The organism is Blautia sp. AM42-2 (assembly GCF_003480245.1).
GTDB lineage: Bacteria > Bacillota > Clostridia > Lachnospirales > Lachnospiraceae > Fusicatenibacter > Fusicatenibacter saccharivorans.
Genome location: NZ_QUIM01000002.1, coordinates 278,276 through 301,692, shown reverse-complemented (window position 1 = coordinate 301,692; position 23,417 = coordinate 278,276). Strand labels below are relative to the sequence as shown.

Genomic DNA, 23,417 nt, shown 5'->3' with positions numbered 1-23,417 from the left:
AAATTAGCATTGAAGAAACTGCTAACTTATATGAAAAGTGTATACAAAATTCCACAAAAAATCAAGGGTTTATCCGATGAAAGAAAAAGAAAACCCATCCCGTTGTTTAATATCGTTATGCCAGTGCTGATTTTCCTGATGCTTCAGTATGAAAGTTTTCACACCATTTTTTCAGCGCCGGAAAGCATGGAGAAACGACCGAAAAACTGTATCCGTGGAAAAATCCCAAAAGTTGATGCAGTCAGGGATCTTCTTTCCCGGATTGATCCAAAAGAAATCGAGGAAATTCACGCGCAGACGATTGATGTTCTGAAACGCAACCGCGTATTTCGGGAAGGAACCATAGGCGGATATGTTGCGGCAGGTATTGATGGGGTGGAATTATTCAGCAGTACAAAAAAGTCCTGTCCAGACTGCCTGAGCCGAAAGAACGGGACGAGGAAGACAGAATACTTTCATCGAAGTGTGGTATGTATGACGGTAGGAAAATCGCCGCATGTGATCTTTGGGCAGGAAATGCTGAAACCCAGAGATGGTTCAGAAAAAGATGAAGGGGAACTGACAGGAGCGAAAAGGCTCATCCGGCATTTAAAGAAAAGGCATGGTCATTTCGCAGATGTGATTGTGGCGGATGCACTGTACCTGAATGCCCCGTTTATCAATACTTTGAAAGAATGCGGTTTAGAAACGGTAATCCGTCTGAAAGATGAAAGAAGGCTTCTGTTTCAGGATGCGGAAAGCATGTTTCAGCGGGACGAGGGGAGAAAAAGGAGCTTCAGGAAGGGAAAAAAGAGTATTGAAGTCTGGGATCTTTCCGGATTTGAGATAGACCTTACCTGGACGATATCTTAAGCGGACTGAAATACGAGGACGGCCACTACGATCTCGTGAGTCTTTCCGACAAGGATTATCAGAAAAAACTGGATGTCCAGATTGCCTACTGGGATAAACTGAAAAATGAAATTCAGAAGGTCAGACCCGGAGAAAACGGAACGGCGGATCTGGTAGACATGAGCGAGACGTATTTCCAGATGGCAGATGAAACGGTTGCCACAGTCAAATTTTCCCATGCCAACCGCCAGCTGGAACAGAAAGCCTACATCGACCTTCACACGGGACTGCCGAACAAGAGCAAGTGCGAAGAGCTGTTCCACAATGTGGAATTCATCAAAACTCCTACCGCCTGTATCGTCTTTGACATGAACAACCTGAAACGCGTCAACGACAGCCTCGGCCACTCCATCGGCGACCAGCTGATTCTGAACTTTGCCCGGCTGCTGCGAAACTCGATTCCCGCGAAGCATTTCGTAGGAAGATACGGCGGCGATGAATTTATGGCGGTCATCTATGATGCAACCCGCGAAAGCATCACAGAAATCCTCACAGAGCTTCAGAACGAAGTCGAACAGTTCAACGGCTACGGAACCCAGTTCCGCATCAGCTATTCCCACCGCTTGGCACTTTCCACCGATTACAACGAATGTACGCTCCGCACGCTGTTTGACAAAGCAGATAAATATATGTATGAAAACAAGCAGGGACGCCAGGACTAAAGAAACGCCGGAACCGGAAATATCTTATCGCCGGTTCTGGCGTTTTTTCTTGCTGTTTCTCTTTTATTTTTTTGCAAACGCTTCTATCTGCGCATATCCCGCTGAAAAATCAATGGGTTCCTCCCGCAGCTTCTTTCTGACCGCATCGCGTCCTTCCTGATCTGCCAGCACTTTCTGGATTTTATCGGCAAACTGCATCACATCCAGCGGACAGAGATATCCGTTTTCCCCATCCCGGATCTGCTCGCGCATGGACGGAATATCGGAAGCGATGATGACCTTCTGCAGGCTTCTCGCCTCTACAATCGTAATCGGATAGCCTTCGTGACGGGACGGCTGGAGATACAGGTCGCAGGATTTTACGTACGGCGCAGGATTTTCGCGCATTCCGAGGAAAATAATTTCCTGCTCCACCTGATATTCCTTTGCCATGGTCCGCAGCTTGTTCAGATCTCTTCCATCACCGATGATGAACCATTTGAAGCGAAGTCCCCGTTTTTTCAGCTCCGCCGTAATCTGCACCGCAATATCATATCCTTTTTCTTCCGAAGCTCTTCCCACCGTCAGAAATTTCAGCTCTCCTGTGTACTGCGGATCGCTAAGCGGCTCCTCACTCCGTCTCTGCACCTGTTTGATGTCAATGAAATTCAGCAGAACCTCTGTCCGGTCCGCGAGTTCCGGAAAACGGGCAATGACCTGTTTCCGGACAGGCTCGGAAACGCAGTAAATTTTATCATACTCCGGAATAAAGTCCCTGGTCCGGAACAGCCACCAGAGATTTTCTCCGTGGAACCAGACCGCTTTTTTCCGCGCATTCGTCTTTCTGGCTCCGAATGCGAAAAAGTCGAAAACAAGATCGTATTGTTTTGTTTCCGGCTCCACACACTCCAGAATCCGTTCATACAGTTTTCCATACCGTTTCTTTCCATACACGACGCGCATCAGAAATACGCCCATTCCTCTGGCATAGAAAGACCGTTCTGCCGATGTCTCCCGTTTTCCCACAATCCGTTCCAAAGCCGGATGCGGCTTTTTGTCCCAGATCATCTGGCGCACTTCCACTTCCTTCGGAATCCGCTCCAGCAGAACGCCTCTTTTTTCGACCAGAAGAAGCGTTACATCTTCTTTTTTCTCCACCAGTTTCTGCAGCAGCGCTGCCATGGCCACTTCCGTTCCGCCCATGTCCATGGTACGTCCCAGCACCAGTATTTTACTCATTGCTTACCTCTCATCTGCTTTTTTCTCTGTTCTAACGCCAGTAGGCATCTCCCACATGCGCAGGATGACGCTGATCCTCCGGCGGAAGCTGATGGTAATCGCCGTACAGGGTGTGAAGATACGTCTCGTATCCCGCCGGGGCATTGATCAGATGGCCTTCAAACGGAAGGCGCACGATCTCTTCGATCGCTGTTTTGGGAATCGCGTCCGACTTGCGGTAACCGCCGCACTGGCAGGCCACCCACTTTGAGTCCTCCGCGCGGTACTTTCTGCACTCTTTTTCCATCTCGCGCAGAATCCGCTCTTTTCCATAACATTTCCGGATCGCCCATTTGCACCATTTTGCGAAGCTTCCTTTGTTTCCTTTTAAGGTCTGGCGGTAGGTGCGGAATGCATTCATCCGCTGGCTTTCCAGAAACAGCAGCTTTTTCCAGTGACGGTCGTACTCCAGTGTATCTTTTTCCGGCAGTCCGTCAAACGGGAAAATATCGACGAAAAGACCGGTATCCACAGCTCCTGCCACGTGCTCCACAAGACTCGTTCCGGTGTGTACCAGCTTTCCGTATGCCAGTGTGAAACCCTTTGTATTATGAAAATTCATGACGCGGTACGGTGTATCCGTTTCGCTGTTTACAATCTGTTCCAGTTTTTCATAATCCGCTCTCGGCATCCAGACATCCACATCATCATCCCACGGAATGAACCCCTGATGCCGGATCAGCCCGAGCAGCGTTCCATCTGCTGCAAAATAGATCAGGTGATGTTTCCGGCAGACTTCATCCAGATACAGTAATATTCCAAGCGCAATCTCCTGTTTTTCTTTTAATTCTGTAATTTTACGCATAACGGCATTGCCTTTCTGTTTTGTTTTTCCCATCCATTATAAACACTCTGCCGGATTTTTTCAATTTAAAGTTCCTGCCGCTCCGGTGCCCGTCTGAAGATTCCACACTGTTTTTATCAGTACCTTCATATCCACCGGTTTTACTATGTGTGCGTTCATGCCCGCATTGAAAGCATTCTGCACATCTTCTGAAAATGCGTTGGCTGTCATCGCAAGAATCGGGATTTTCTTTGCCAGCGGGTGGCTGCTGTTCCGGAATTCTTTGCTCATACCGATTCCATTATCCGCTACCCACAGGCACATCTGCGCATAATGATCCGATGTCGGCACCAGCATCAGCATCGACCAGTCGTATCCGTCCAGCTTCTTTAAAACCATGTAATACGTATTTTCTTCGATCACAACATCCGTACACATAATGGTCTTTTTTTCTGTTCTTTGACCAGACTGTCATCCAGCGTACCGGATGAAACTTCTTTTACGTTCTTCAGATATTCTTTTGCTGCATCAAGACCGATGATTCCGGTATCCTGCTGATTCAGCTCGTCTTCCATTCCTTTTAAGAAACCACAGATCACAACGGTGTACTCTTTTTCGTCCTCCAGATCGGTTCCATCTTTGGTCAGAAGCACATATGGATACGGATATCCGTTTCCATTGAGATCACAGCCTTCTTTTGCCATTTCTTTGATCTTTGCACCCGTCAGGGTTGATGTCTGCAGCGTTCCATTGCCAAATCCAAATAAGCAGATACAATACGCTCCAATGAACACATTTCCTTATCTGTTAGATAATTCTTCGCAATGCTGACATCACTTTTTACAGTCTTGCCCTCCGGAGCTGCAGCCCATGTAGTTAATCCCATGTGTGGCTTATCTGCATCGGCTCGCTCGTAAATCAACTCCGCTGCTGTATGTCCGTGAACTGCATAGTGCATCTTGTTCTGCACTTTTGCAAAAAATTGCTTTGTTGTTTTCGCTGTTCGGTCATAATCAAGAGCTGTAGCATAGATATCTGTTATCTTCTGATAAAATCTACGCTCAGAGAGACGGATTTCTCGAATCTGCTCAAGCAAATGGTCGAAATATTCTACTGTGAGCACAGAGCCACCATTTTTCAGGCGTTCATCATCCATGACTCAACCTTTGATGGCGTAGTCCTTCACGATGCCATTGGCCCACTTGCGAAACTGTACTGCTCGCTCATTATTAACCTTGAATCCAACCGCAATAATCATTTGAAGATTATATTGCTATGTTCATTTATCGTTGGCAAACCAACGTCATACAATGTGCTCATCATCCTCTGTGTCAGCCATATATTCTCATCCTCATAGCGCATCTCAATACTATCCTGCTGACCACCAACAGAGGCAACATAGGTCAGGTATTCTGCTGCACTGGAACGGATAGTTACTTCATCTTTTTTCTTTTTCAAATAGGAGGCCTCCTTCTTCGATAAATCACTCAATGCTGCTGCAGGGTCAAATGCAAGATTGATATACTGCTGTTCTAATTTCTGTTTCCATGTAGGTATGTCTGTCATGCGGATATCCTTAGTAACATTGAAAACAAAGTTTTTAATTGTGCTGTAATCTACAGAGCGGTAATTGAGACTGTTTCAAGTTTTGTGTAAACAGAAAAAACTGATATAAGATATGTCATTAGTTATCGAGGACGGAGCCCGTTTTGGGGGCTCTGTCCTTGTTTGTATTATAATGCAATTTCCAGGCATGTCAAGCAGGCTGTCATCCGATGGAAATACAGTTTTTGATTTTGTGACTTTTCGGAGCTGGCGGTTAAATCCTTCGATGGTGTTGGTCGTATAGATCAGGCGTCGGACTGCTTCTGGATACTCCCGCCGGTGACGATTTTCACCAAATCCACATCTTTAGTTTTTTAATAACTTTTTAGTTTTTGATGCTGTAAACTGAATAACCGGTCCTGAGATAATGATCGTTACGATTGTACATATGCCAAACTTTCCCCCCAGCAAAACTCCGGTAAGTACCATAACAATATCCAGTATCATCCGCACTGCTTTTACCTGCCAGCCGTTCTTTTCCGCAAGAGAAAAGGTTAATGCCTCGTAAGAACCACGTCCCAGTGAAGCTGCCGCATAAACTCCTGTTCCGACTGCAAAAAGCATGACTCCCAGCAACATAATCAGTGCATTCACCCACAAATGCGTACTGTACACATGTGCATTTGCAAACAAATCAACACAGAGGCTATACACAAGCTGATAAATAATCGTACCAATATGTATCTGTGATCTGTCATAGAAAAATGAGAACACAATCATAATTATGGCTACAATCAGAGATGCCATGCCTATACTTATATGAAATGTCCTTGAAATCCCCTGCCACAAAACAGCAAGGGTTGCCCCTCCAAATCCCGCATACAATGCAAGGGTAATGCCATATGCTGCTATGATCGAACCAATCACAATGATTATTATTTTTTTCGTCCATTCTGTTTTACTCATTGTTATAGCCTCCTTTTATTTTTATTTGAATTCTTACTACGCATTTTATCTTTATACTATAAATGAGCAAGTTCGTGATTTTGCATAAAAGAAAGACACCTTGAATTCGATTGTGTTGTATAATGAAAGTGACCAAACCAACATTTACAGCATTCACGAAAGAAGGTGTCTCCTGCAAATACTATACATCATTCAGCATTCATATACAACCAGTTTAAAAAATTAGATTTATGCAAATCGTATTCTAATGCCAACTCCTCCGGTACAGTCCTATTTTCTTTGTGACTGTTGGTACGTTTCTGAAAAAATAATCAACACCTTTGCCGTACAAGGATTTCATACCATTGGTGCTTTGAAAACAAATCGTTTGCTGTACCCGTCAGGAATGAAAAAGAAGCTCAGCGAATTGGCTGCCGAATTATCCGTGACACATAAAAACTTTGATCTTGTGACAGTTAAAGGCAGAAACTCTTCCTTAACCCCGACCATGAGCACACTACCCGCCTGACTGAATTTTATGGCATTGTCCATAATATTCGACAGAATCCTTCAAATCTCCGCTCTGTAGTTTATTCATACCCAGCACATCATTTACCAGAGACACCAGATATTTCAGGGATTCCATTACCTTTTCTCTGATCTTCTGCTGCATCTGTGGATCATCTGCGTACTGATTTCCATTTCCCTCTTCTACCTTGTGGGTTTTATGATGTTCCAGGCACCTAATCCAGATTCTTTTGTAACGTATCGATCAATTCTTCAATAATTATTGGCTTGGATAAGAATCCATCCATACCGCATTCCAGAACTTTCTTTCTATCCTCATCAAAAGCATTAGCAGTTATGGCAAGAATGGTAATTCCCGACAGTGCCGGATCAGTAAGCGCACGGATCTGCCTGGTAGCCTCATATCCATTCATTACAGGCATCTGCACATCCATCAGTACCAGATCATAATCCCCTGGTGTTGAATTTTTAATTTTCTCCACTGCCTCTGCTCCATTTTCTGCTGTATCAACCAGGAATCCATATTCTTTCAAAATTTCCACTGCAATTTCACTGTTCAGTTCATTATCTTCCACAAGAAGTATACGCCTGCCTCTGAAATCTAAATCTGCTGCCGGAAGAATCTTATCCTCTGCCTGGGCCTGTTTCTGACCGATGGCAGCCATCAGAGTCTCTCTGATATCTGACATAAACAGAGGTTTCGCGCAGAATGCAGTCACTCCTGCAGTTCTGGCTTCTGTTTCGATATCTGACCAGTCGTATGCAGTCAGAATAATGATCGGCGTATTGTCATCAAGACTGCGGATCTGACGTGTAACTTCAATTCCATTCATATCCGGCAGACGCCAATCGATGATATAAGCATGAAATGCATCCCCCAGCTCCATTGACTGTCGTGCACGGAGAACAGCCTCTTTACCCGAGACTGTCCATTCCGAACGCATTCCAACCTTTACAAGCATCTTTGTTACACTGTCACAGGTGTTAAAGTCATCGTCTACAACCAATGCCTTAAGACCCTCTAGTTCCGAAATCTTCTCTATGCGATGATGCTCAGGCTGAGTCCGAAATGGCAGACGGACTATAAACTCGGTGCCTTTGTCCTGCTCTGTCTGAACCTCAATAGTACCGCCCATCATATCCACGATGTTCTTGGTAATGGCCATTCCAAGTCCCGTACCCTGAGTCCTGCTGACTGTAGAAGTCCGCTCCCGCTCAAAAGGAGAAAAGATCTTCTGTACAAATTCCTGACTCATTCCAATTCCGTTATCCTTTACCCGAAATTCATACAGTTCGCTGCCTTTTGCTTTTCCCGGGTACTGTCTGAGACGGACAGAAACGGTTCCGCCTGCCGGAGTAAACTTAACCGCATTTGACAAAAGATTCAGCAGTATCTGGTTCAGCCGCAGTTTGTCACAATAGACATCCTCATTCGTAACATCCATGGCATCCATATAAAGCTCCAGCTGCTTCGCATGAATCTGTCCACTGATGATCGTCTTCAGATCATGAAGCACATCCGACAGACAGACTTCTGTTTCTTCCAGATGGATCTTTCCGCTCTCAATCCGGCTCATATCCAATATATCATTGATCAGTGAAAGCAGATGCTTACTGGAAGAAAGAATTTTGCCCAGATAATCCTGAACCCTTTTTTTGTCATCAATATTACTTACAGCCAATGTTGTAAATCCAATAATCGCATTCATTGGTGTCCGGATATCATGGGACATATTGGAAAGAAAAATACTCTTCGCCCTATTTGCAGTCTCTGCCGCATGGACTGCCTCAGAAAGAGCCTGGTTCATTTTCCGGTCAGAGGTACGGTCTGACATAACCAGAATATATTTCTTTTCCCCGTTTACCTCACTTCCCATTGCAATATTATGAAACCAGCGCCTTTCCCCTGTCTTCCGATGTATAAATTCACAATCCCACTCCTGCTGTTCATGAACCGGAATTTCTTTCAGATGATTCTTCTGCGAGTCTTCAGAATCTGCAGGGTGCAGTTTTCTTAAAACACGAATATCCTTGCGAATCTGTTCTACTGTAATACCCAGCAGTTTTTCCGCATTAGGGCTGACGTAATCCGTCTGATATGTTTGGGCATCCAGCATCAGGAAAACGTCATCCACATTCATTGAAAGCTTTTGAAACAGCTCATCACGGTACCGGATCTCCACATCCTTTCTTCTGAGATTTTTCCTGTTTTTCTGGATAATAAGACTGATAAAAAAGGCAGCAATGCAAAGTACAACAGCTCCAACAAGAAGCATCGTGGTAAACTGCAGATTGTTCATACTGGCATTGACAATATCAGCCTGGACAAGTCCCAGAAACATCCAGTCCTGAATATCCGATTTTTCATAGACCAGATAATAATTTCTTCCATCCAGATTCAGCAACATCGCATCAGTACGTCCCGCTTTAAACTTCTCCAAAAGGACATTGATCTCTTTTTCAGACATATCAGAATACCTACTCAGAAAACCGAAGAAATTATACACGTTCCCCCATAACTCGGAAGAATGATCAATCACAACACGACCATCCGGATGAATAATAAAACTCTGGGCATTTCCATCAAAAGCAGAAATATCCAGTACATCTACGATATCAGAATTTTCATAAGCAATGGCAATCGCATCATATTCAAATCCCTGATAAATTCCATGCGCCTTAGGTGTGGCAAAAACAAGCAGCTGGGATTTTCCGGGAACTGCTGCATTCGCTATCACATCATTTCCCTGCCGGATATCCTCTTCAATATTTTCCTGTAATCCAAGATACCCGGTTTCACCTGTCGCCATCTTGTAGTCACCGTCAGATGATAGAAAAAAGAATTCCAAAAAGCCTGCATCTTCCTGCGCTTTCTTTATATAATCACGGATCTCGTCTTCACCGGAAATATTCTGCAGATTCTCGCCCCAAATATGGAGGTAAGTCAGGTTCTTATTTGTCAGTTCTCTCAGCATCTGATCAGACTGATGAAGAACTTCCGTCAGATGAGAAACACTTTCCTCGTAAATAGATTTCGACATAAACTTATAATATCGGAAAACAGCCAGAACAACTCCTATAAAGAGAAGAAGAAAAGCAACTATTCTTAATCCTTTTTTCCTGACAGGTTTCTTTCTATTTCTATTATAATTCTTAACATCCATTTTTCTCACCTCAGGGTTATGTAATCTTCAGGTTCTGCAAGAACGGCATTACCACCTGAAACATATGCTGTCCAGGTATCTTTCACAGATGTAGCTCCTCCATCAAATATCATATTTTCATCTACAGGATAAGTTTCCATATGCTGCGGTGTGGCAAGACAGGTCACCGTGAAAGTATCCTCATCCCGAACTGCCTTTCCATCCTTTGTAACTTTACTTAATGTATAGCCATCTTCCGTTTCATTAATTTCCACAGAAATACCACTAACCACTGGCAAAGAGCCACGGTTAAACGGAATAAATCCTCCCTCATAGCCTTCTACAAAGTTTTTGATTATTTCTTTCAGCTCAGCCCCACTCATCTTGCTGCTGTAAGCCGCCAGACCATTTGGCATGATCATGTCACCTGCCATTTTTTCTGTGTAACCGGCTTTCAGCACATTTCCCGTAAAGCTGTTTCCGGTTGCGATCAGCACATCTGACCCATAGATGCCACGTAGCGTGTTTGCCATAACAGAATATGCTGCATTTCCTCCACTGCTGTGGAAACGGTTGGAATACGACTTCTGTGAATCCAGCACGATATCCTCAGAAGCAGTTTCTTCCTCAAGAAGCTGAGAATTAAATGACTGGTATGCCTGCCCTGCATCGTATTCTCCTGAGATCATTTTGGAAACCACATCCTTGGAAACAGAGAAAAAGTCACTTGACGCAATACGGATATACATATGGTTTTCTTCGATCACAGGTTTTATATCTTTCAGATATTCCGTAAGCTGCATATCCACCTCCTGACTGTAGCTTAACAGATCCTGTCCATCACTAATGATCCTGTTCTGCGCATCCTCTGAAAACATTGTATCCAGTACCTCCATTGCTTTCTTTCTGCGTGTTTCATCCTTTGTCAGATCACGGTTTAAGGCCACCTGGAAATATGGCGTAGTCATAATCCACTTTTCACCGTTCTCCTGAAAGAATGGAAGAAATGTTGTGTTAATGCCCTGATCCTGGAACATTTTTACACCGAAAGAACTGCCAAAGTACATGGCAAGCTTGCCACTTTTGTACATCTCAACAACATCATCATAATTCATATTCAAATCTTCCTGACTAAGCCCTGTATCCTGAATAAACTGTTCCATACGTTCAAAAGCCTCTGGCCAGACGGTATCGTCCAGACCTTCTCTCTTTGTATTTTCCGAGTCACTGTAGACCGTCCGCCACTTGCGTCCTTCCACAGAAGACAACTCTGATATAGACAGACCCTGCAGTGTTTCCATACAGGTATAATCATAAGAATAGTCTGCCGTAAATCCACTAACACCCACTTTGTCAAATGCCTGGCAGGCGGAAACAAAACTCTCGTAATCTGTTGGCAACGGGATATCATATTTTTCAAAAAGGTCTTTGTTCACTACAAAACCATGGGCATCTGCACACACAGGAAGCCAGTTTACGCTTCCATCCTCGTTCCTGAAATTGCTGAGGTAGGTATCATAGACAGCACCTGCCGCATTGGTTGTGGAAAGATCCATCAGACTGTCTTTCAGGGGACTTGCATCATGCAGGGAAAATCTGCAGCAGGTTATAATATCCGGCAATCCACCGTTTTCATCAAGGAACTTGTAGAAATCCAAATCATTATTCCCTACAACAAACTCGACATTGATATCCGGAAGCTGTTCCTGGATATATGGTGCATATTTTTCATACAGGTTTGTGCTCCATAAATATACTGTGATTGTTTCTGCATCTTCTTTTTCCGCACTCTTCCCGCCACAGCTTGACAGAAGCGATACGGCTGTCACCATCACTAAAAATACAGACAAAACCTTGCTCCATTTTTTCTTTTTCATTACAAGTTCTCCTAATAGAATTGTTATAGTCACGTCTATGAAATAACACCGTAAAAAAGCACTGCCAAACAGACAGTGCACCTCATTTCATGCAACTGGCTGCCATTTTACAGGCCCTGTAGCTTTGCGTCCCAGACTTTCATCTGGTTTGCCGATCGTCCTTTTTAAGCTTTTAAACTTATGCAAAAAACTGATTTTATTATACTATGGCACTCTACTGTACACAAGAAAAACATTACCATTTTAACCTTCAAAAGCAAAAAAAGAACAGCCGATACATATACTCGAACTGTTCTTCTACTTCCGAAGTCCACGCAGCATTGCTTTTAGTAGAAATCTATCACAATCATAAACGAGTTCCTCTTCAAGAACTTTACGAAAGGGCCATGGCAAAAGCTAAATGCCGCTCTGCTTGATTTTTCTGCCTGTCTGTATCATACTGGACTTATTAACAGACAGGGAGGAATTTAAACCATGGATGCAAAGCTTATAGAGGAACTCAGACAAAAATACATCAAAAATCCTCCAGAGGGAATGACATCCAATCTGGTCAAAAACATGACAGACTCTGACCTTTTGGATATGCACTATTTTCTTACCGAGGATGATGACCTCGATGACGATGAATTTGAAGAAGGTTTTTACATCGACTTCTTTTAATCTATCGTCTGTTTTCTATGCCCGCTTTTGTGCGGGCTCTTTTTATCAAGAGTTCGACGAATGTCGAACTTTCCTATTATATAAAAAGAAAAAGCCGCTGACACGTTATCTTCTAACGCATCAACAGCTTCTGTCTTGCTTTGTTTCAGTGTATTATTCGGTTTTGCAAAGGTTTATTTGCTTTCAGCATTCTCCCTGATACGGTAATAATCATCCATATCAATGCCTATTTTTACCTTGGCATCTGGTTTTCGTTTGCCCAAAAGGCACACAGTCTCCACATGTGTTGTCACTAACATAGGAACACACATCCTTTACCTCGTCTACGATATGGGAACACATTTCTTTCGCTTTTTCTACTGCTTTTGATTTCTTCCCAAATCGTTCTTTTGCGTTTCCAATTTCATTTTTGAATCCTGTTTTATATACGAAAATGATTTTATAGGGATCTTTCTCTCCATTTTCATCGTAACCACCGACAATAACTTTTTCGATGATACTTTCAAATATTCCTCTGTCAAATTCTTCTAAAATCTGATTTTTTGACAATGCTTTTCTAAAATCTGCCAGTCTTCTTTGCAAGCTGCCTTCATTGTCATATTGTTGTTCCAACATACTTAACTGTGTTTTTGCTTCAGACAATTTCTTTTCATACCCCACATCTGTTTCCTCATAAATGTCTTTAGCCACAACACCCTCTAAATAGTTTTCCAGCAACTTTTTTCTCTTATGTTGAATATTATAAACACTTCTATTGAGTTTTTCAATTTTATCTTCTATCGAGTCCTCTGATAAAGTTTTCTCGACTCTCTTAATAAATTCTTCCAACACATCTTTATGATCTGTACATAACATACGGTAAGATTCAATAAAAGCATCTTCTATAACCTGCTCTGGAATTCCTTTACTATCTGGACAAAACCTTTTACCATGTTTTGTTGATTCTACACATTGCCAAATAGTTTTTGTATATTTCGAACTGCTATGCCACCTTCTCCTTGATAAATTCGCACCGCAAAATCCACATTCAAGCATACAACTAAAAGCATATTGTCTACTGAATTTTTCTCGTTTTCCAGGTGCTACTCCCTTTTTGCGTCCTCCATTACGGCGTTCCCGTATCTCCTGAGCTCTTGCAAATTTTTCTTCTGATATAATCGGTTCATGATGATTTTTGATATAAAACCGATCTTCTTCTCCAAGATTTTCCAGCCTTCTTTTTGATATCGGATCTACGGTAAAGGTTTTTCCTAATAAAATATCACCTTTGTATTTTTCATTATTAATAATTCCCATTACACTGGAAGAAGTCCACGGATTCCCTTTAATAGTTGGAATCCCCTGTTCATTCAGTTCCCTTGCAATCATCGTACTTCCAGCACCTGCAACATATCTGTCAAATATGTATCTGACCGTTTCCGCACCTTCTTCGTTAATAGACAGCGACTTTGTTACTACATCGTAATCATATCCAAGGCATCCCTGAAAACCAACAAGTTCTCCACGTTTCATCTTCATTTTCAAACCTTTTTTTACATATGCAGATGTATTTTCCACTTCCTGCTGTGCAACAGAACTTAAAATAGTCAGTAAAAATTCTCCATCTTTTAAGGTATTAATTTTTTCGACTTCAAAATATACCGCTATATTTCTCTCTCTTAACATTCTTACATATTTTAATGTATCTAATGTATTTCGTGCAAATCTAGGAATACTTTTGGCAATCACTAAATCAATATTACCAGAAAGGCATTCCTGAATCAGTAATTGGAATTCTTCTCTTTTATCTGTTTTCGTGCCTGTAATTGCTTTATCAGCAAAAACTCCTGCAAAAACCCATTGCTTATTACTCTTTATCAAGTCCGTGTAATATCTGACCATTGAATTATAACTTTTAATCTGATCTTCATCATCAGTACTAACACGACAATATGCGGCAACTCTTAATCTATCAATCTTTCTTCCCGTAGAAGTATCCTCACCAGCACCCTTCGCCTTAATGATTTCAACTTCCATTTCACCGCCCCTTTCTTTTTGTGTTCCTACCGTAGTGTTGATATAATCTTACAACGCAACACTCCGATAGTCAAGCGGTAATATTAGAAATAACACCATAATCTTTTTTTAACTTTTTCTCTACCAGCTGATACTCTGCTTCACTTATAAGTTTTAACGAGCGTAATTGTTTCAACATTGACAGCTGCATACTGTATCTCAACAATTTTGCACTATTCATTTTCCCTCTCTATTCTTTCTCATCTACTTTTATTAAAAAATCCTGCAGTAGCTGTCGGGTAACAGCCTCATTGGTATTTCACCATCTTCTCAGACCGGGCAGCTTTCCCGGAAGTATCATTAACAAAAACAGTATCTTCGCTACAAAAATCCCACTTTCTGATCACAGTCAAATATTTATCGCTCATGCCTTTGCTTCCATATCATTTTGATACCATTTCCACTTTGCGTCACGATGTCGCAAAGCAATAATGCAGACAGTCCTGGCGTATCTACTGTATAGCTCCTCTGTTTCATTCGTCCTGCAGGATAAATATGAAATTTTCAAGGTACAATGATTGCTCTTTTTATATCAATTTACGAAAGGGAGTCGTTCAGATAAAAATTATGCAATCTTAAATTTCAGTATTTTAGTAATCAATTTTGTTTCAAGTCTGCGTCTCAATGTTTCATCCACACAATAATGTAAATTTCCGTATTCATCATATAATTTTCTGGTTGATAACACTGCAATATAACCTTCATAATGTTTCAAAATCCTGTTAATTGCTTCCACATCTCCGGACGCTGCCGACACAATAATATGATACGGTAGTAACTTTGTATTATTTCTTTTTTCCAGTCCTGATCTCCTCCATAATCTTTTTTAAAGCTATAAGGGAACTTGTACGATGATGATGAATGGTACTTCTTACAAGATTCATATATTTTGCAATTTCTGTATCTGTCATATCCAGAAAAAAAGATAATAAAATTACATTTCGCTTCTTTTCCGGCAAAGACTTTAATGCTTCACCAATCAACTCATCTTTTACTTCTATGTCATAATCAAAGACATGGAACATTTCTGATTCAACTATGTAATCATCCATGATTTCCAGTTGTCGTAGTTCCTTCTGCGTTAATTCCGAAAAAGAAATTTCATATTTTAAACGATAATTTCTTTCTCTCTCATAATCTATCATTTCATTCTTCAACAGGGTTTTGCAGAAACTGTCAAACTGTTTCCTTATTCTTGACTGCTGTTCGGAAGAAGATTTCTTCATAAGAGATCACCTCCTTCCGTAACCACCTGAAGCAGAGTGAAATATCTCCCTTTCACTCCATAGCACGAATGGATATATATCCAGCGTCGAACACCCGACACTGTTTTTAAAAAATATTTTTTTATATAAAAAACGCCCTTACAGGCCGATACCCATAGGACGTTGTTTATATCTGATATTAAATTTTCCCCACATGTCTCGAGTGGGTATAATGCACTCTCAACTGCATAACTATTTACATTGCTTAAAATGCAACTTATTTATCTGCCTTTCCACGCATTACGCAGGATTGGCTTTGATTAGCACCAAAAAATCCTTTCAACAGTTCAGAATACATAGCTCTCCCAAACATGTTCAAAGGATAAAAACACGAAAAAAAGCCTTTGAACATTGCGTTTTTTTATATGCAATATCCAAAGTTTCTTACCTTTTCTAAAAGTGCATGATACCCCTCTAATATAGTGATTTATTAGTGCATTTTCTTTCTCTAAAGTGAAATATACACTATACATGGAGGTGTATGATATGGCTAAATCTAAGAAAATTGATAAAGACATGGGTTTTCGCCTGAAGAAAGCCAGATTAGACCAAAAGCTGACTTATGATGAGCTATCCGAAAAATCCGGTGTTTCATCAAGATATATTAAAGAGATTGAAAATCATGGCAATGTTCCAAGTCTTGAAAAACTCGGACAGCTCATTCGTGCTTTACACATCTCTGCCGATCCATTTTTTTATCCAGCGGCTCTGAACGATAATCTGGATTACCAAAGGCTGTTGATCTATCTTTCAGAATGTACTCCCGATCAGATAACCACCATCCTTGCACTTGTGGAAGCCTATCTTCGTACATATAAAACCCATGAAACAGAATAGCAGAAAGATTTCTATTTTTTCTGGATTATTTCTGAATAATTCTGGATAAAACAGGGTGGTCAGCTTGTCTGTAAGCCTTCCACCCCGTTTGAACTATTTTTCAGTATGCATAAGCAGTTCTTTTACTTTATTTCTTTTTTTCAAAATTCCCAATCCTTCAAATATCTGTATCGTATCTATCATTCCCTGATAATACGCTCTTTGTTCTTCTTGAAAATGGGCATGATCCACAATATCCATATATTTTTCCAAAAGCTCCCTCTGTTCTCCTGAAATCTCTGCCAGCAACTTCTCATATTCCTGATTTGCCTTTTTTAATTCTTTAGCTGCATTTTTCGCTTCTTTCGTACAAACGGAATACTCACGCTCTCCTGCTTCGCTACGAAGCTCCTCCAATACCTCTGCCACCATTTCAAATACTTCGTTCATTTTTGTATCCACCTTTCCATATAAGTATTGCATTTTGCAGGCAGTATTATCAGTCCTTGCATTATTTTCAACAACTTTATTCTCTTATACTTCATCTTTAGAAGTATATTATCAATAATATTCCGTAAAATCAATCATGTAACACTTCATCTTTAGAAAGTTGGTGTTTGAATGAAGATTTACTGGAATCAGGAAAGTAATTCCAAGAACCTTATCGGACAACGTGTAAAAGCCCTACGAATCGAAAAACATATGTCGCAAAAAGCATTAGCCGAACAACTACAACTGGCCGGATATGAATTCAGTGACCTTACCGTACTTCGTATCGAACAAGGAACACGTTTTGTACCGGATTATGAAGTCGTTGCTCTTGCAGAATTTTTTCATGTATCTTGTGAATATCTCTTGGGTGTTAAAAAGGAAAAATAAGCAGTGATCTGGAATATTTTCACAGACCACTGCTTAAATTTTTGTTAAAGCGATACCCAACTCCCCATACTGTTTGTATGTAAATCGGTTTACTTGGGTTATCTTCTATTTTCTCACGTAGATTACGGATATGGCTCATGACGATGTTATAATCGCCGGAATAGGATTCCTTCCAGACAATATCATAAATCTGCTCCTTGCTAAACACTCTACCTAGATTGTTGGCTAACAGATAGAGGATTTCAAATTCTGTAAATGTCAAATCTATTTCCTGTTTCTGCTTTCTTACCAAACGATTTATATTATCTATTTCTAATCCATTAAAACTCAAATTTGTTTTTGCATTTTCAATTACTTGAAATGCTCTTGCTCCCGTATTGACACAGGATATTATATGATTCAGGATTTCTTCCTCACTATCTTCAAATGTCAGTATTAACATTTTCCCATGTAATCACCTACTTTATTTTTTATGCATAAACTTTTAACTAAAACAAATCTGCCGTACTGTGACATTTTTCTTTTACCATCACACAGCTAAAGATTATTCAATATTCAATTCAATGTTTCCAGTAAATTCCTCACACTCAATGCCGACATAATTTCCACCATCAGGAAGTGTAATTGTGTCACTATAAGTTCCGGTTGTTTCAAGCAAAGTGACTACTTCATCAGCTCCAGAAATCCAAAATACTTTTGCAGTTCCCTCCGCAACCTCCAAAGTGCAATCAATAGACAAATACTTACCAGCTTCTCGCTTTATAGAAGTTCCTCCAAACAAATACTCTGAATCTGAAAAATTCTCATAATCAGCCGTATAAGTTCCCGTATAATCATCAATCCCTTTTTCTTTTGTTCCTTCCAAAGATAACTTTCCTGTAAGCTCTATGACTCCAGCCGACTGAACGATATTATTATAATGATTGAGAATTTCATCTTTTGAACAGCCAGAAATCATAAAACTTCCCAAAAGGACAAATGCCAATGCTAAAACTATTTTCTTAATAAAATCATCACCAGCCTTTCTTTGGTGCTACCTTTTTGGCCTTTTTCTTTGTTTGGGTTGCTTCTCGCTCTTTCATGCACAAAATCAAGATGGCAGAAATAACGACAGCAAGCACAAGACTGCAAGAACAGCTTCCGATATTCCAGTTGACTGCGGTATCATAGCTGCGGTAGCCTACCATTCCAAGACTTGCGGTAATCGGATAAAGGTTTGCTAATGTCATATTTCCTGCGGCAAACATCCCTCCATATCCATAGACAAAAGCAATGATTACACCGACTAAAAAGCTACCTGTCCTCCGACAAGTAAGAGCGATAATCGGCAGAACCGCAAGATATAAAAAGAAATTAACCGCAGTAATCTGCAAGGCTGCTTTTAGAGCTAAGGAAATCTCAAAGCCTGGAAATCCCACAATCATTTCCGCTATGATTGTAAACAAGCTGCATATCAGCCCGAAAGTAATAGACAATACGCCGCACACAATCAATTTTCCGGTCAGCAGCTTCTTAAAAGAAATCGGCACAGTCAGAATATTTTTCAGTGTGTCATCCGTCTGCTCACGAGAAATCATATATCCAGCAATTAGGCTGATACACATCGGAAAAATCATGGACATATTGTTTTTGATGACCTGTTCTGTAAGATAGGCGAAATCCCAAACGGAACCATCATTCGCCATAGAGGTAAACAAGGTCAGCAGGACGGATAGGAGCATGAGTGCAACGCCCGCCCAAAGGATATGATACCTTTTCAATTTATAAAATTCTGTTTTTACAATGCGAACCATGTTTATTCCCCCCTCTGCTTATATAATCTGTCAATCAGTAAGAACGAAACGAATGCCATGATTCCAAGAATGAATACAACTTGAAATGTTGAAGGAATTAGCCCTGTCATTTGCTCCAAGTCCATTTTTATTCCATGAGCCGCCATATCTCCCGCACTCCAAAATGTAGTCAGTGGCGTGGGCAGAAGCCATAACATGGTTTTAGGCAGTGTGTCAAACAATGCCGTAGCACTCATGTTCAGAACGCTGTAAAAGACACACAGCAAAATGGAAAAAACATAGGTCTTACTGAAAAAGACAACAAGGACAATCAACGGGAGTGTTCCTGCTGTAATGAAGATCCCCGTTTCAACCGCCAAAAACAGCTTATAACCAATTCCATAAACTTCTAATGTTCCAATTCCGCAAAGAATTGTTGCAATAGTAGAAGCCACGCAAAAAACAATTCCAAAGATAAAAAGGACAATGATCTTTGCAAGTACCATTTGCGTGCTGGTTACTGGAATTGTACGCAAATTTTTGAATGTATCGTTGTCGCGTTCCATAAAAAACAGGATGGCGGCAATCACTCCGATAATGCAGGGCAGTAAAAACTGGATACCATATCCCAACACCATGTTAAATAGTCCATCGAAAGCATCTGCCCGATCCGTATATCGCTCCATCATAGAGGGCGTTATCATCAGATAAGTCAGCGGGATTGGAAACAGGAACGCAGCCAGAATAATCAGCGGAATAAATTTCTTCCGTTTCAATTTCAAAAATTCGCATTTGATTAGTTTAAGCAATTCCTTCGCCCCCTGTCACACGCTTGAAGTAATCTTCAAGACTTTCTTCACAGGTATGTGCTTCTGATACCTCCAATCCGTTTTCTACAAAAGCAGTTACAATTTTCCCCACAGGCAGCTCCATATTGTGTAGACGCAGATTGTGGTCGTCTTGTATGGAAAAATGGGTTTCATGGAAATTGCGTTCCAAAATTCTTGCCGCCTGTGCAGTATCAGAGATCGTAAACCGGATATGTTTACTGCTTTTTTGCTCCAACTCAGCAAGGCTTTCTTCTTCCAGCAGTGCACCGTGGTCAATAATTCCAATATCGTCAGCCAGCAAGGAAATCTCCGAAAGAATGTGACTGGAGATTAAAATGGTTTTTCCTCTTGCGTCACAAAGCTCACGGATAAAAGAGCGTACTTCTGCAATACCGATAGGGTCAAGCCCGTTGATAGGCTCGTCCAAAATTAAAAGTTCCGGATCGTGCATGACTGCAAGGGCAATCGCCAACCGCTGCTTCATACCAAGAGAGTATTGCGAAAACAGCTTTTTATCCTTGTAAGGAAGTCCGACTAAATCCAGAGCGTCTTTGATGGCATGGTTGTTTGGTACTCCACGCAGGGTAGCAAAGATACGCAGATTCTCCGTACCGGTCAGATTGGGATAAAAACCAGGGGACTCAATCAAACTTCCAATGCGGGGCAGCAATTTCTTTTCATTTCCCTGCAAAGACTTTCCCCAGATTTTGACCTCACCGGAAGTCGGCTTCGTTAGCCCCAACAGCATTTTCATGGTTGTGGTTTTTCCGGCTCCGTTTCTACCCAACAGACCATAAATTCTCCCACGCTTGACATGGATATTTAAGTCCGCCACACTCTTTTGTGAGCCGTATTGCTTTGTCAGATTTTTTGTTTCAATAATATAATTTGAATCCATATTCAAAACCTCCTGTTCTGTAAGGTATTCTATCACGCCAACCTTGCATTAACCTTGCCACAACCTTGCATTAACCTTGCAATTTGAAATCCGACAAAATAAACAAAAGTTCCCGTCACAAGGACGGGAACCCGCTTAAATCTCCAAGGGAAAACGCAAAGAAAATTCAGTTCCTTTTCCCGGTATACTTTCAACAGCTATGCTTCCGCCCATTTTTTCTACAAGTTGATGGACAATGGAAAGACCAAGACCGCTACCTTTCTCAGACCGACCTTTATCGCACTTATAAAGCCGTTCAAAAATGTGTTTCAAATCTTCTTTCTCAATTCCAACTCCATTATCTGCCAGCAGCAACTCCATGCTGTTTTCCTTCTTCGATAGGGAGATTTTAATTTTGTCCGCATGGCTATGAGCGATGACATTTTGAATGAGATTATTGATGATTCTCATATAGCTGTCTATATCCAATCTTACCCGGACAGGCTGTTCGGAAATATCAATGTCATAATCAACCTGTTTATCCTCAAAAATCGGTATCCAGTCAATCAGGATATTCCTTGTAAACTCTGCGGCCTCAATGCTCTGGATTTCCAAAGCAAACTCGTTGGAATTTAACTTGAACCAGTCAAAAAGCACATCAATATATTCTTTCAGATCGTGGGCTTTCCGGCGAGCAGTTTCAATATAATCATCCCGGTCTTTTCCCGTGACAATACCTTTGTGTGCAGCATCAAGATACCCGATCAGAGTGGTAAGAGGCGTCCGAACATCGTGAGAAAGGCTCGTCATAAGCTGGCGGTTGGTTTCTTCCGTCTGTCGCACAGCAGAAAGCCTGCTTTCATAAGCCACAACGATCTCATTGATTTCATAGGCAAGAGGGGCTGTTAGTTCATTTGTTGCAGACAAAATACGCCGATTGCCATTTCCATTTTTCACATCAACCAATGCATCGGTCATTTCTGCTATTTGTTTTTTTATACGCCGAACGAGAACGATGGAAGTCAATACAGCCACAACAGCAATCACAATGGACAAGAATACGATGATTTCCATGCTGACTACACCTCCTTGTTAAAGCGATAACCGATCCCTTTGACAGTTTGGATGTACTTTGGATTGGAGGGGTTGACTTCTAATTTTTTACGAAGCCGACTGATAATCGCCATAATGTTACTGTCATCATAGAAATATTCTTCACCCCATACTTCTTCATAAATCTGCTGCTTTGTTAAAATCCTTCCTTGATTTTTTACACAATAGAGCAGCAAATCAAATTCCTTTGGTGGAAGTTCAAAAGTGCCGTTTCCCGTAGTAACGGAACGATTTTCAAGGTCAATTTGTAATCCATCAAAATTCAGCTTTTGCACCGTTCCGGCTTGCTGATTAAAGCGAGTGTAACGGCGAATGAGGGACACAATACGGGCAATCAGCTCATCCATATCAAACGGCTTTGTCAGATAATCGTCCGCTCCGGCCCGTAACCCCCGCACCTTAGAAATGCTGTCATTTTTGGATGTGAACATTAAAATTGGCAAACTATGCTCTTTACGGATTTCTTCCAGTGTTTCAAACCCATCCATACCGGGCATCATCACATCCAGTATTACAAGCTGATATTCCTGCTCTTTTAATTTCTGCAAGCCCTCTTTTCCGGTATTACAAAAATCGGCTGCTATATTTTCCGTTTGTACGCTGCGCTTAATTAAGGCACACAGTTCTCTGTCATCATCTATAATCAAAATTCTATTCATGGTACAATTCTCTCCCTTGTTTTGTCCGACCATCCACAGGTTTTTATGCTGATTTTGGTATCAGCCAAACCATTCCCATCTTTACAGGTCCTGGAATACGTCCACCAGAGCAAAAATAATTTATCCAACGAGGTGTTACTCCCCATTTTGCACTAGCTTCTTTTAATATCATATAATCCATATCAATTCCTCCGAATATTATTATAATTCGTTCTTTCGAATAATACAATCATATGCCTTCTACATTGGCACATCCTTCGGGAGTGCATGAAAGGATACTTAGCAAACACTTCCTATGTCATGACACAGACGAAATTTCCCACACTTTCCTAACATCTGTACGATTAAATTTCCATAGGAAAGTCTTCCTGCATTCTTCTGATTTTCTTCAATTTTCCGCTAGAATATCTTGACTTTTCACGCCGTCTGTATCATTAGTTAAATTTTTTCATGTATCTTGTGAATATCTCTTGGGTGTTAAAAAGGAAAAATAAGCAGTGATCTGGAATATTTTCACAGATCACTGCTTAAATTTTTATTAAAGCGATACCCAACTCCCCACACTGTCTGTATGTACATTGGTTTACTTGGATCATCTTCAATCTTTTTTCTAATATTTCTAATGTGGCTCATAACAATATTGTGATCGCCGGAATAAGGCTCTTTCCACACAATGTCATATATCTGTTCCTTACTAAATACTCTGCCCGGATTTCTTGCTAATAAATGCAGAATTTGAAACTCTACACTCGTAACTTTAACTTCTTTTTTTCCTCGATATAGTATTCGTCTTGAAACATCTATTTCCATTCCTTCAAAAACTAATTTTGTGCAAAAATTTTCTTTTATCATCTGCGTT

Annotated in this window: 26 protein-coding genes, 2 pseudogenes and 1 riboswitch; of the genes and pseudogenes, 5 read left to right on the top strand and 23 right to left on the bottom strand. The window is 41.0% G+C overall.

Annotation, left to right across the window (positions count from 1 at the left end):
• Positions 1–102 precede the first annotated feature (102 nt).
• Positions 103–852: a transposase gene (locus tag DW915_RS04505; protein WP_243033785.1), complete on the top strand. Its 750-nt coding sequence runs from the start codon at positions 103–105 to the stop codon at positions 850–852.
• A 35-nt stretch (positions 853–887) separates the two neighbouring features.
• Positions 888–1,553 (top strand): GGDEF domain-containing protein, encoded by a 666-nt coding sequence (locus tag DW915_RS04500; RefSeq protein WP_243033784.1) that lies wholly within the window; start codon positions 888–890, stop codon positions 1,551–1,553.
• 63 nt (positions 1,554–1,616) lie between these two features.
• Here the strand turns inward: DW915_RS04500 and DW915_RS04495 are convergent, their stop codons facing one another.
• The 9 genes and pseudogenes from DW915_RS04495 to DW915_RS04450 all read right to left on the bottom strand — a co-directional run bounded on the left by DW915_RS04495 (position 1,617) and on the right by DW915_RS04450 (position 11,632).
• Positions 1,617–2,771, bottom strand: coding sequence for a glycosyltransferase (locus tag DW915_RS04495; RefSeq protein ID WP_118741664.1), 1,155 nt, complete (start codon positions 2,769–2,771; stop codon positions 1,617–1,619).
• A 31-nt stretch (positions 2,772–2,802) separates the two neighbouring features.
• Positions 2,803–3,648 carry a LicD family protein gene (locus DW915_RS04490; protein ID WP_118741663.1) on the bottom strand — a complete coding sequence of 282 codons (846 nt, stop codon included), beginning with the start codon at positions 3,646–3,648 and terminating at the stop codon, positions 2,803–2,805.
• Positions 3,649–3,675: 27 nt separating this feature from the next.
• Positions 3,676–4,032 carry a response regulator gene (locus DW915_RS04485; RefSeq protein ID WP_118741662.1) on the bottom strand — a complete coding sequence of 119 codons (357 nt, stop codon included), beginning with the start codon at positions 4,030–4,032 and terminating at the stop codon, positions 3,676–3,678.
• Positions 4,014–4,298, bottom strand: a complete 285-nt coding sequence (locus tag DW915_RS04480) for a hypothetical protein (protein ID WP_118741661.1) — start codon at positions 4,296–4,298, stop codon at positions 4,014–4,016. Before DW915_RS04480 ends, DW915_RS04485 begins: the two co-directional genes overlap by 19 nt.
• A 26-nt stretch (positions 4,299–4,324) precedes the next feature.
• Positions 4,325–5,052: pseudogene (gene rhuM / locus DW915_RS04475) on the bottom strand (RhuM family protein); the annotation flags it as partial.
• Between the two features lie 303 nt (positions 5,053–5,355).
• Positions 5,356–5,472: pseudogene (locus DW915_RS04470) on the bottom strand (transposase); the annotation flags it as partial.
• Between the two features lie 33 nt (positions 5,473–5,505).
• Positions 5,506–6,105 carry a YczE/YyaS/YitT family protein gene (locus DW915_RS04465; protein ID WP_118741660.1) on the bottom strand — a complete coding sequence of 200 codons (600 nt, stop codon included), beginning with the start codon at positions 6,103–6,105 and terminating at the stop codon, positions 5,506–5,508.
• A 722-nt stretch (positions 6,106–6,827) separates the two neighbouring features.
• Positions 6,828–9,776: a hybrid sensor histidine kinase/response regulator gene (locus tag DW915_RS04455; protein ID WP_118741659.1), complete on the bottom strand. Its 2,949-nt coding sequence runs from the start codon at positions 9,774–9,776 to the stop codon at positions 6,828–6,830.
• Between the two features lie 5 nt (positions 9,777–9,781).
• Complete coding sequence (locus DW915_RS04450) at positions 9,782–11,632, bottom strand: ABC transporter substrate-binding protein (RefSeq protein WP_055219531.1); 1,851 nt, start codon at positions 11,630–11,632, stop codon at positions 9,782–9,784.
• Positions 11,633–11,719: 87 nt separating this feature from the next.
• Positions 11,720–11,795, bottom strand: a riboswitch (cyclic di-GMP riboswitch).
• Positions 11,796–12,106: 311 nt separating this feature from the next.
• Between DW915_RS04450 and DW915_RS04445 the strand changes: the two genes are divergently transcribed.
• The gene (locus DW915_RS04445) at positions 12,107–12,292 is read left to right on the top strand and encodes a hypothetical protein (protein WP_118741658.1); all 186 of its coding nucleotides are present in this window, start codon (positions 12,107–12,109) and stop codon (positions 12,290–12,292) included.
• A gap of 219 nt (positions 12,293–12,511) precedes the next feature.
• On the opposite strand, the gene DW915_RS04440 is transcribed toward DW915_RS04445, so the two are convergent.
• The 4 genes from DW915_RS04440 to DW915_RS04425 all read right to left on the bottom strand — a co-directional run bounded on the left by DW915_RS04440 (position 12,512) and on the right by DW915_RS04425 (position 15,573).
• Entirely contained in the window at positions 12,512–14,308 is a 1,797-nt protein-coding gene (locus DW915_RS04440) for a recombinase family protein (protein ID WP_118741657.1), read from the bottom strand.
• A gap of 70 nt (positions 14,309–14,378) precedes the next feature.
• Positions 14,379–14,528 carry an SHOCT domain-containing protein gene (locus DW915_RS16055; protein WP_004613393.1) on the bottom strand — a complete coding sequence of 50 codons (150 nt, stop codon included), beginning with the start codon at positions 14,526–14,528 and terminating at the stop codon, positions 14,379–14,381.
• A gap of 384 nt (positions 14,529–14,912) precedes the next feature.
• A complete protein-coding gene (locus tag DW915_RS04430; protein ID WP_038292684.1) occupies positions 14,913–15,149 on the bottom strand; it encodes a helix-turn-helix domain-containing protein in 237 nt (78 codons plus the stop codon).
• Positions 15,133–15,573 (bottom strand): sigma factor-like helix-turn-helix DNA-binding protein, encoded by a 441-nt coding sequence (locus tag DW915_RS04425; protein ID WP_002594762.1) that lies wholly within the window; start codon positions 15,571–15,573, stop codon positions 15,133–15,135. The genes DW915_RS04430 and DW915_RS04425 overlap by 17 nt, the downstream gene beginning before the upstream one ends.
• A 525-nt stretch (positions 15,574–16,098) precedes the next feature.
• Here DW915_RS04425 and DW915_RS04420 point away from each other — a divergent pair.
• Positions 16,099–16,449 carry a helix-turn-helix domain-containing protein gene (locus tag DW915_RS04420; protein WP_002594763.1) on the top strand — a complete coding sequence of 117 codons (351 nt, stop codon included), beginning with the start codon at positions 16,099–16,101 and terminating at the stop codon, positions 16,447–16,449.
• Positions 16,450–16,542: 93 nt separating this feature from the next.
• Here DW915_RS04420 and DW915_RS04415 read toward each other — a convergent pair whose 3' ends face one another.
• Positions 16,543–16,878 carry a hypothetical protein gene (locus DW915_RS04415; protein WP_002594764.1) on the bottom strand — a complete coding sequence of 112 codons (336 nt, stop codon included), beginning with the start codon at positions 16,876–16,878 and terminating at the stop codon, positions 16,543–16,545.
• A 171-nt stretch (positions 16,879–17,049) separates the two neighbouring features.
• Between DW915_RS04415 and DW915_RS04410 the strand changes: the two genes are divergently transcribed.
• The gene (locus DW915_RS04410; RefSeq protein ID WP_038292687.1) at positions 17,050–17,307 is read left to right on the top strand and encodes a helix-turn-helix domain-containing protein; all 258 of its coding nucleotides are present in this window, start codon (positions 17,050–17,052) and stop codon (positions 17,305–17,307) included.
• Between the two features lie 19 nt (positions 17,308–17,326).
• Here DW915_RS04410 and DW915_RS04405 read toward each other — a convergent pair whose 3' ends face one another.
• From DW915_RS04405 to DW915_RS04365, 9 genes are all read right to left on the bottom strand, one after another.
• A complete protein-coding gene (locus DW915_RS04405) occupies positions 17,327–17,749 on the bottom strand; it encodes a winged helix-turn-helix domain-containing protein (protein ID WP_002594765.1) in 423 nt (140 codons plus the stop codon).
• A gap of 102 nt (positions 17,750–17,851) precedes the next feature.
• A complete protein-coding gene (locus DW915_RS04400) occupies positions 17,852–18,313 on the bottom strand; it encodes a hypothetical protein (RefSeq protein WP_118741656.1) in 462 nt (153 codons plus the stop codon).
• Positions 18,314–18,320: 7 nt separating this feature from the next.
• A complete protein-coding gene (locus DW915_RS04395; RefSeq protein WP_117844629.1) occupies positions 18,321–19,100 on the bottom strand; it encodes an ABC transporter permease in 780 nt (259 codons plus the stop codon).
• Between the two features lie 2 nt (positions 19,101–19,102).
• Positions 19,103–19,888 (bottom strand): ABC transporter permease, encoded by a 786-nt coding sequence (locus DW915_RS04390; protein WP_117844631.1) that lies wholly within the window; start codon positions 19,886–19,888, stop codon positions 19,103–19,105.
• Positions 19,881–20,807 (bottom strand): ABC transporter ATP-binding protein, encoded by a 927-nt coding sequence (locus tag DW915_RS04385; protein ID WP_015524607.1) that lies wholly within the window; start codon positions 20,805–20,807, stop codon positions 19,881–19,883. The genes DW915_RS04390 and DW915_RS04385 overlap by 8 nt, the downstream gene beginning before the upstream one ends.
• A 135-nt stretch (positions 20,808–20,942) precedes the next feature.
• Positions 20,943–21,860 carry a sensor histidine kinase gene (locus tag DW915_RS04380; protein WP_002594770.1) on the bottom strand — a complete coding sequence of 306 codons (918 nt, stop codon included), beginning with the start codon at positions 21,858–21,860 and terminating at the stop codon, positions 20,943–20,945.
• A 5-nt stretch (positions 21,861–21,865) separates the two neighbouring features.
• A complete protein-coding gene (locus DW915_RS04375; protein WP_002594771.1) occupies positions 21,866–22,558 on the bottom strand; it encodes a response regulator transcription factor in 693 nt (230 codons plus the stop codon).
• A gap of 43 nt (positions 22,559–22,601) precedes the next feature.
• Positions 22,602–22,739, bottom strand: coding sequence for a DNA-binding protein (locus DW915_RS04370; RefSeq protein WP_080633534.1), 138 nt, complete (start codon positions 22,737–22,739; stop codon positions 22,602–22,604).
• Positions 22,740–23,071: 332 nt separating this feature from the next.
• Positions 23,072–23,410 carry a winged helix-turn-helix domain-containing protein gene (locus DW915_RS04365; RefSeq protein ID WP_080633535.1) on the bottom strand — a complete coding sequence of 113 codons (339 nt, stop codon included), beginning with the start codon at positions 23,408–23,410 and terminating at the stop codon, positions 23,072–23,074.
• Positions 23,411–23,417 lie beyond the last annotated feature (7 nt).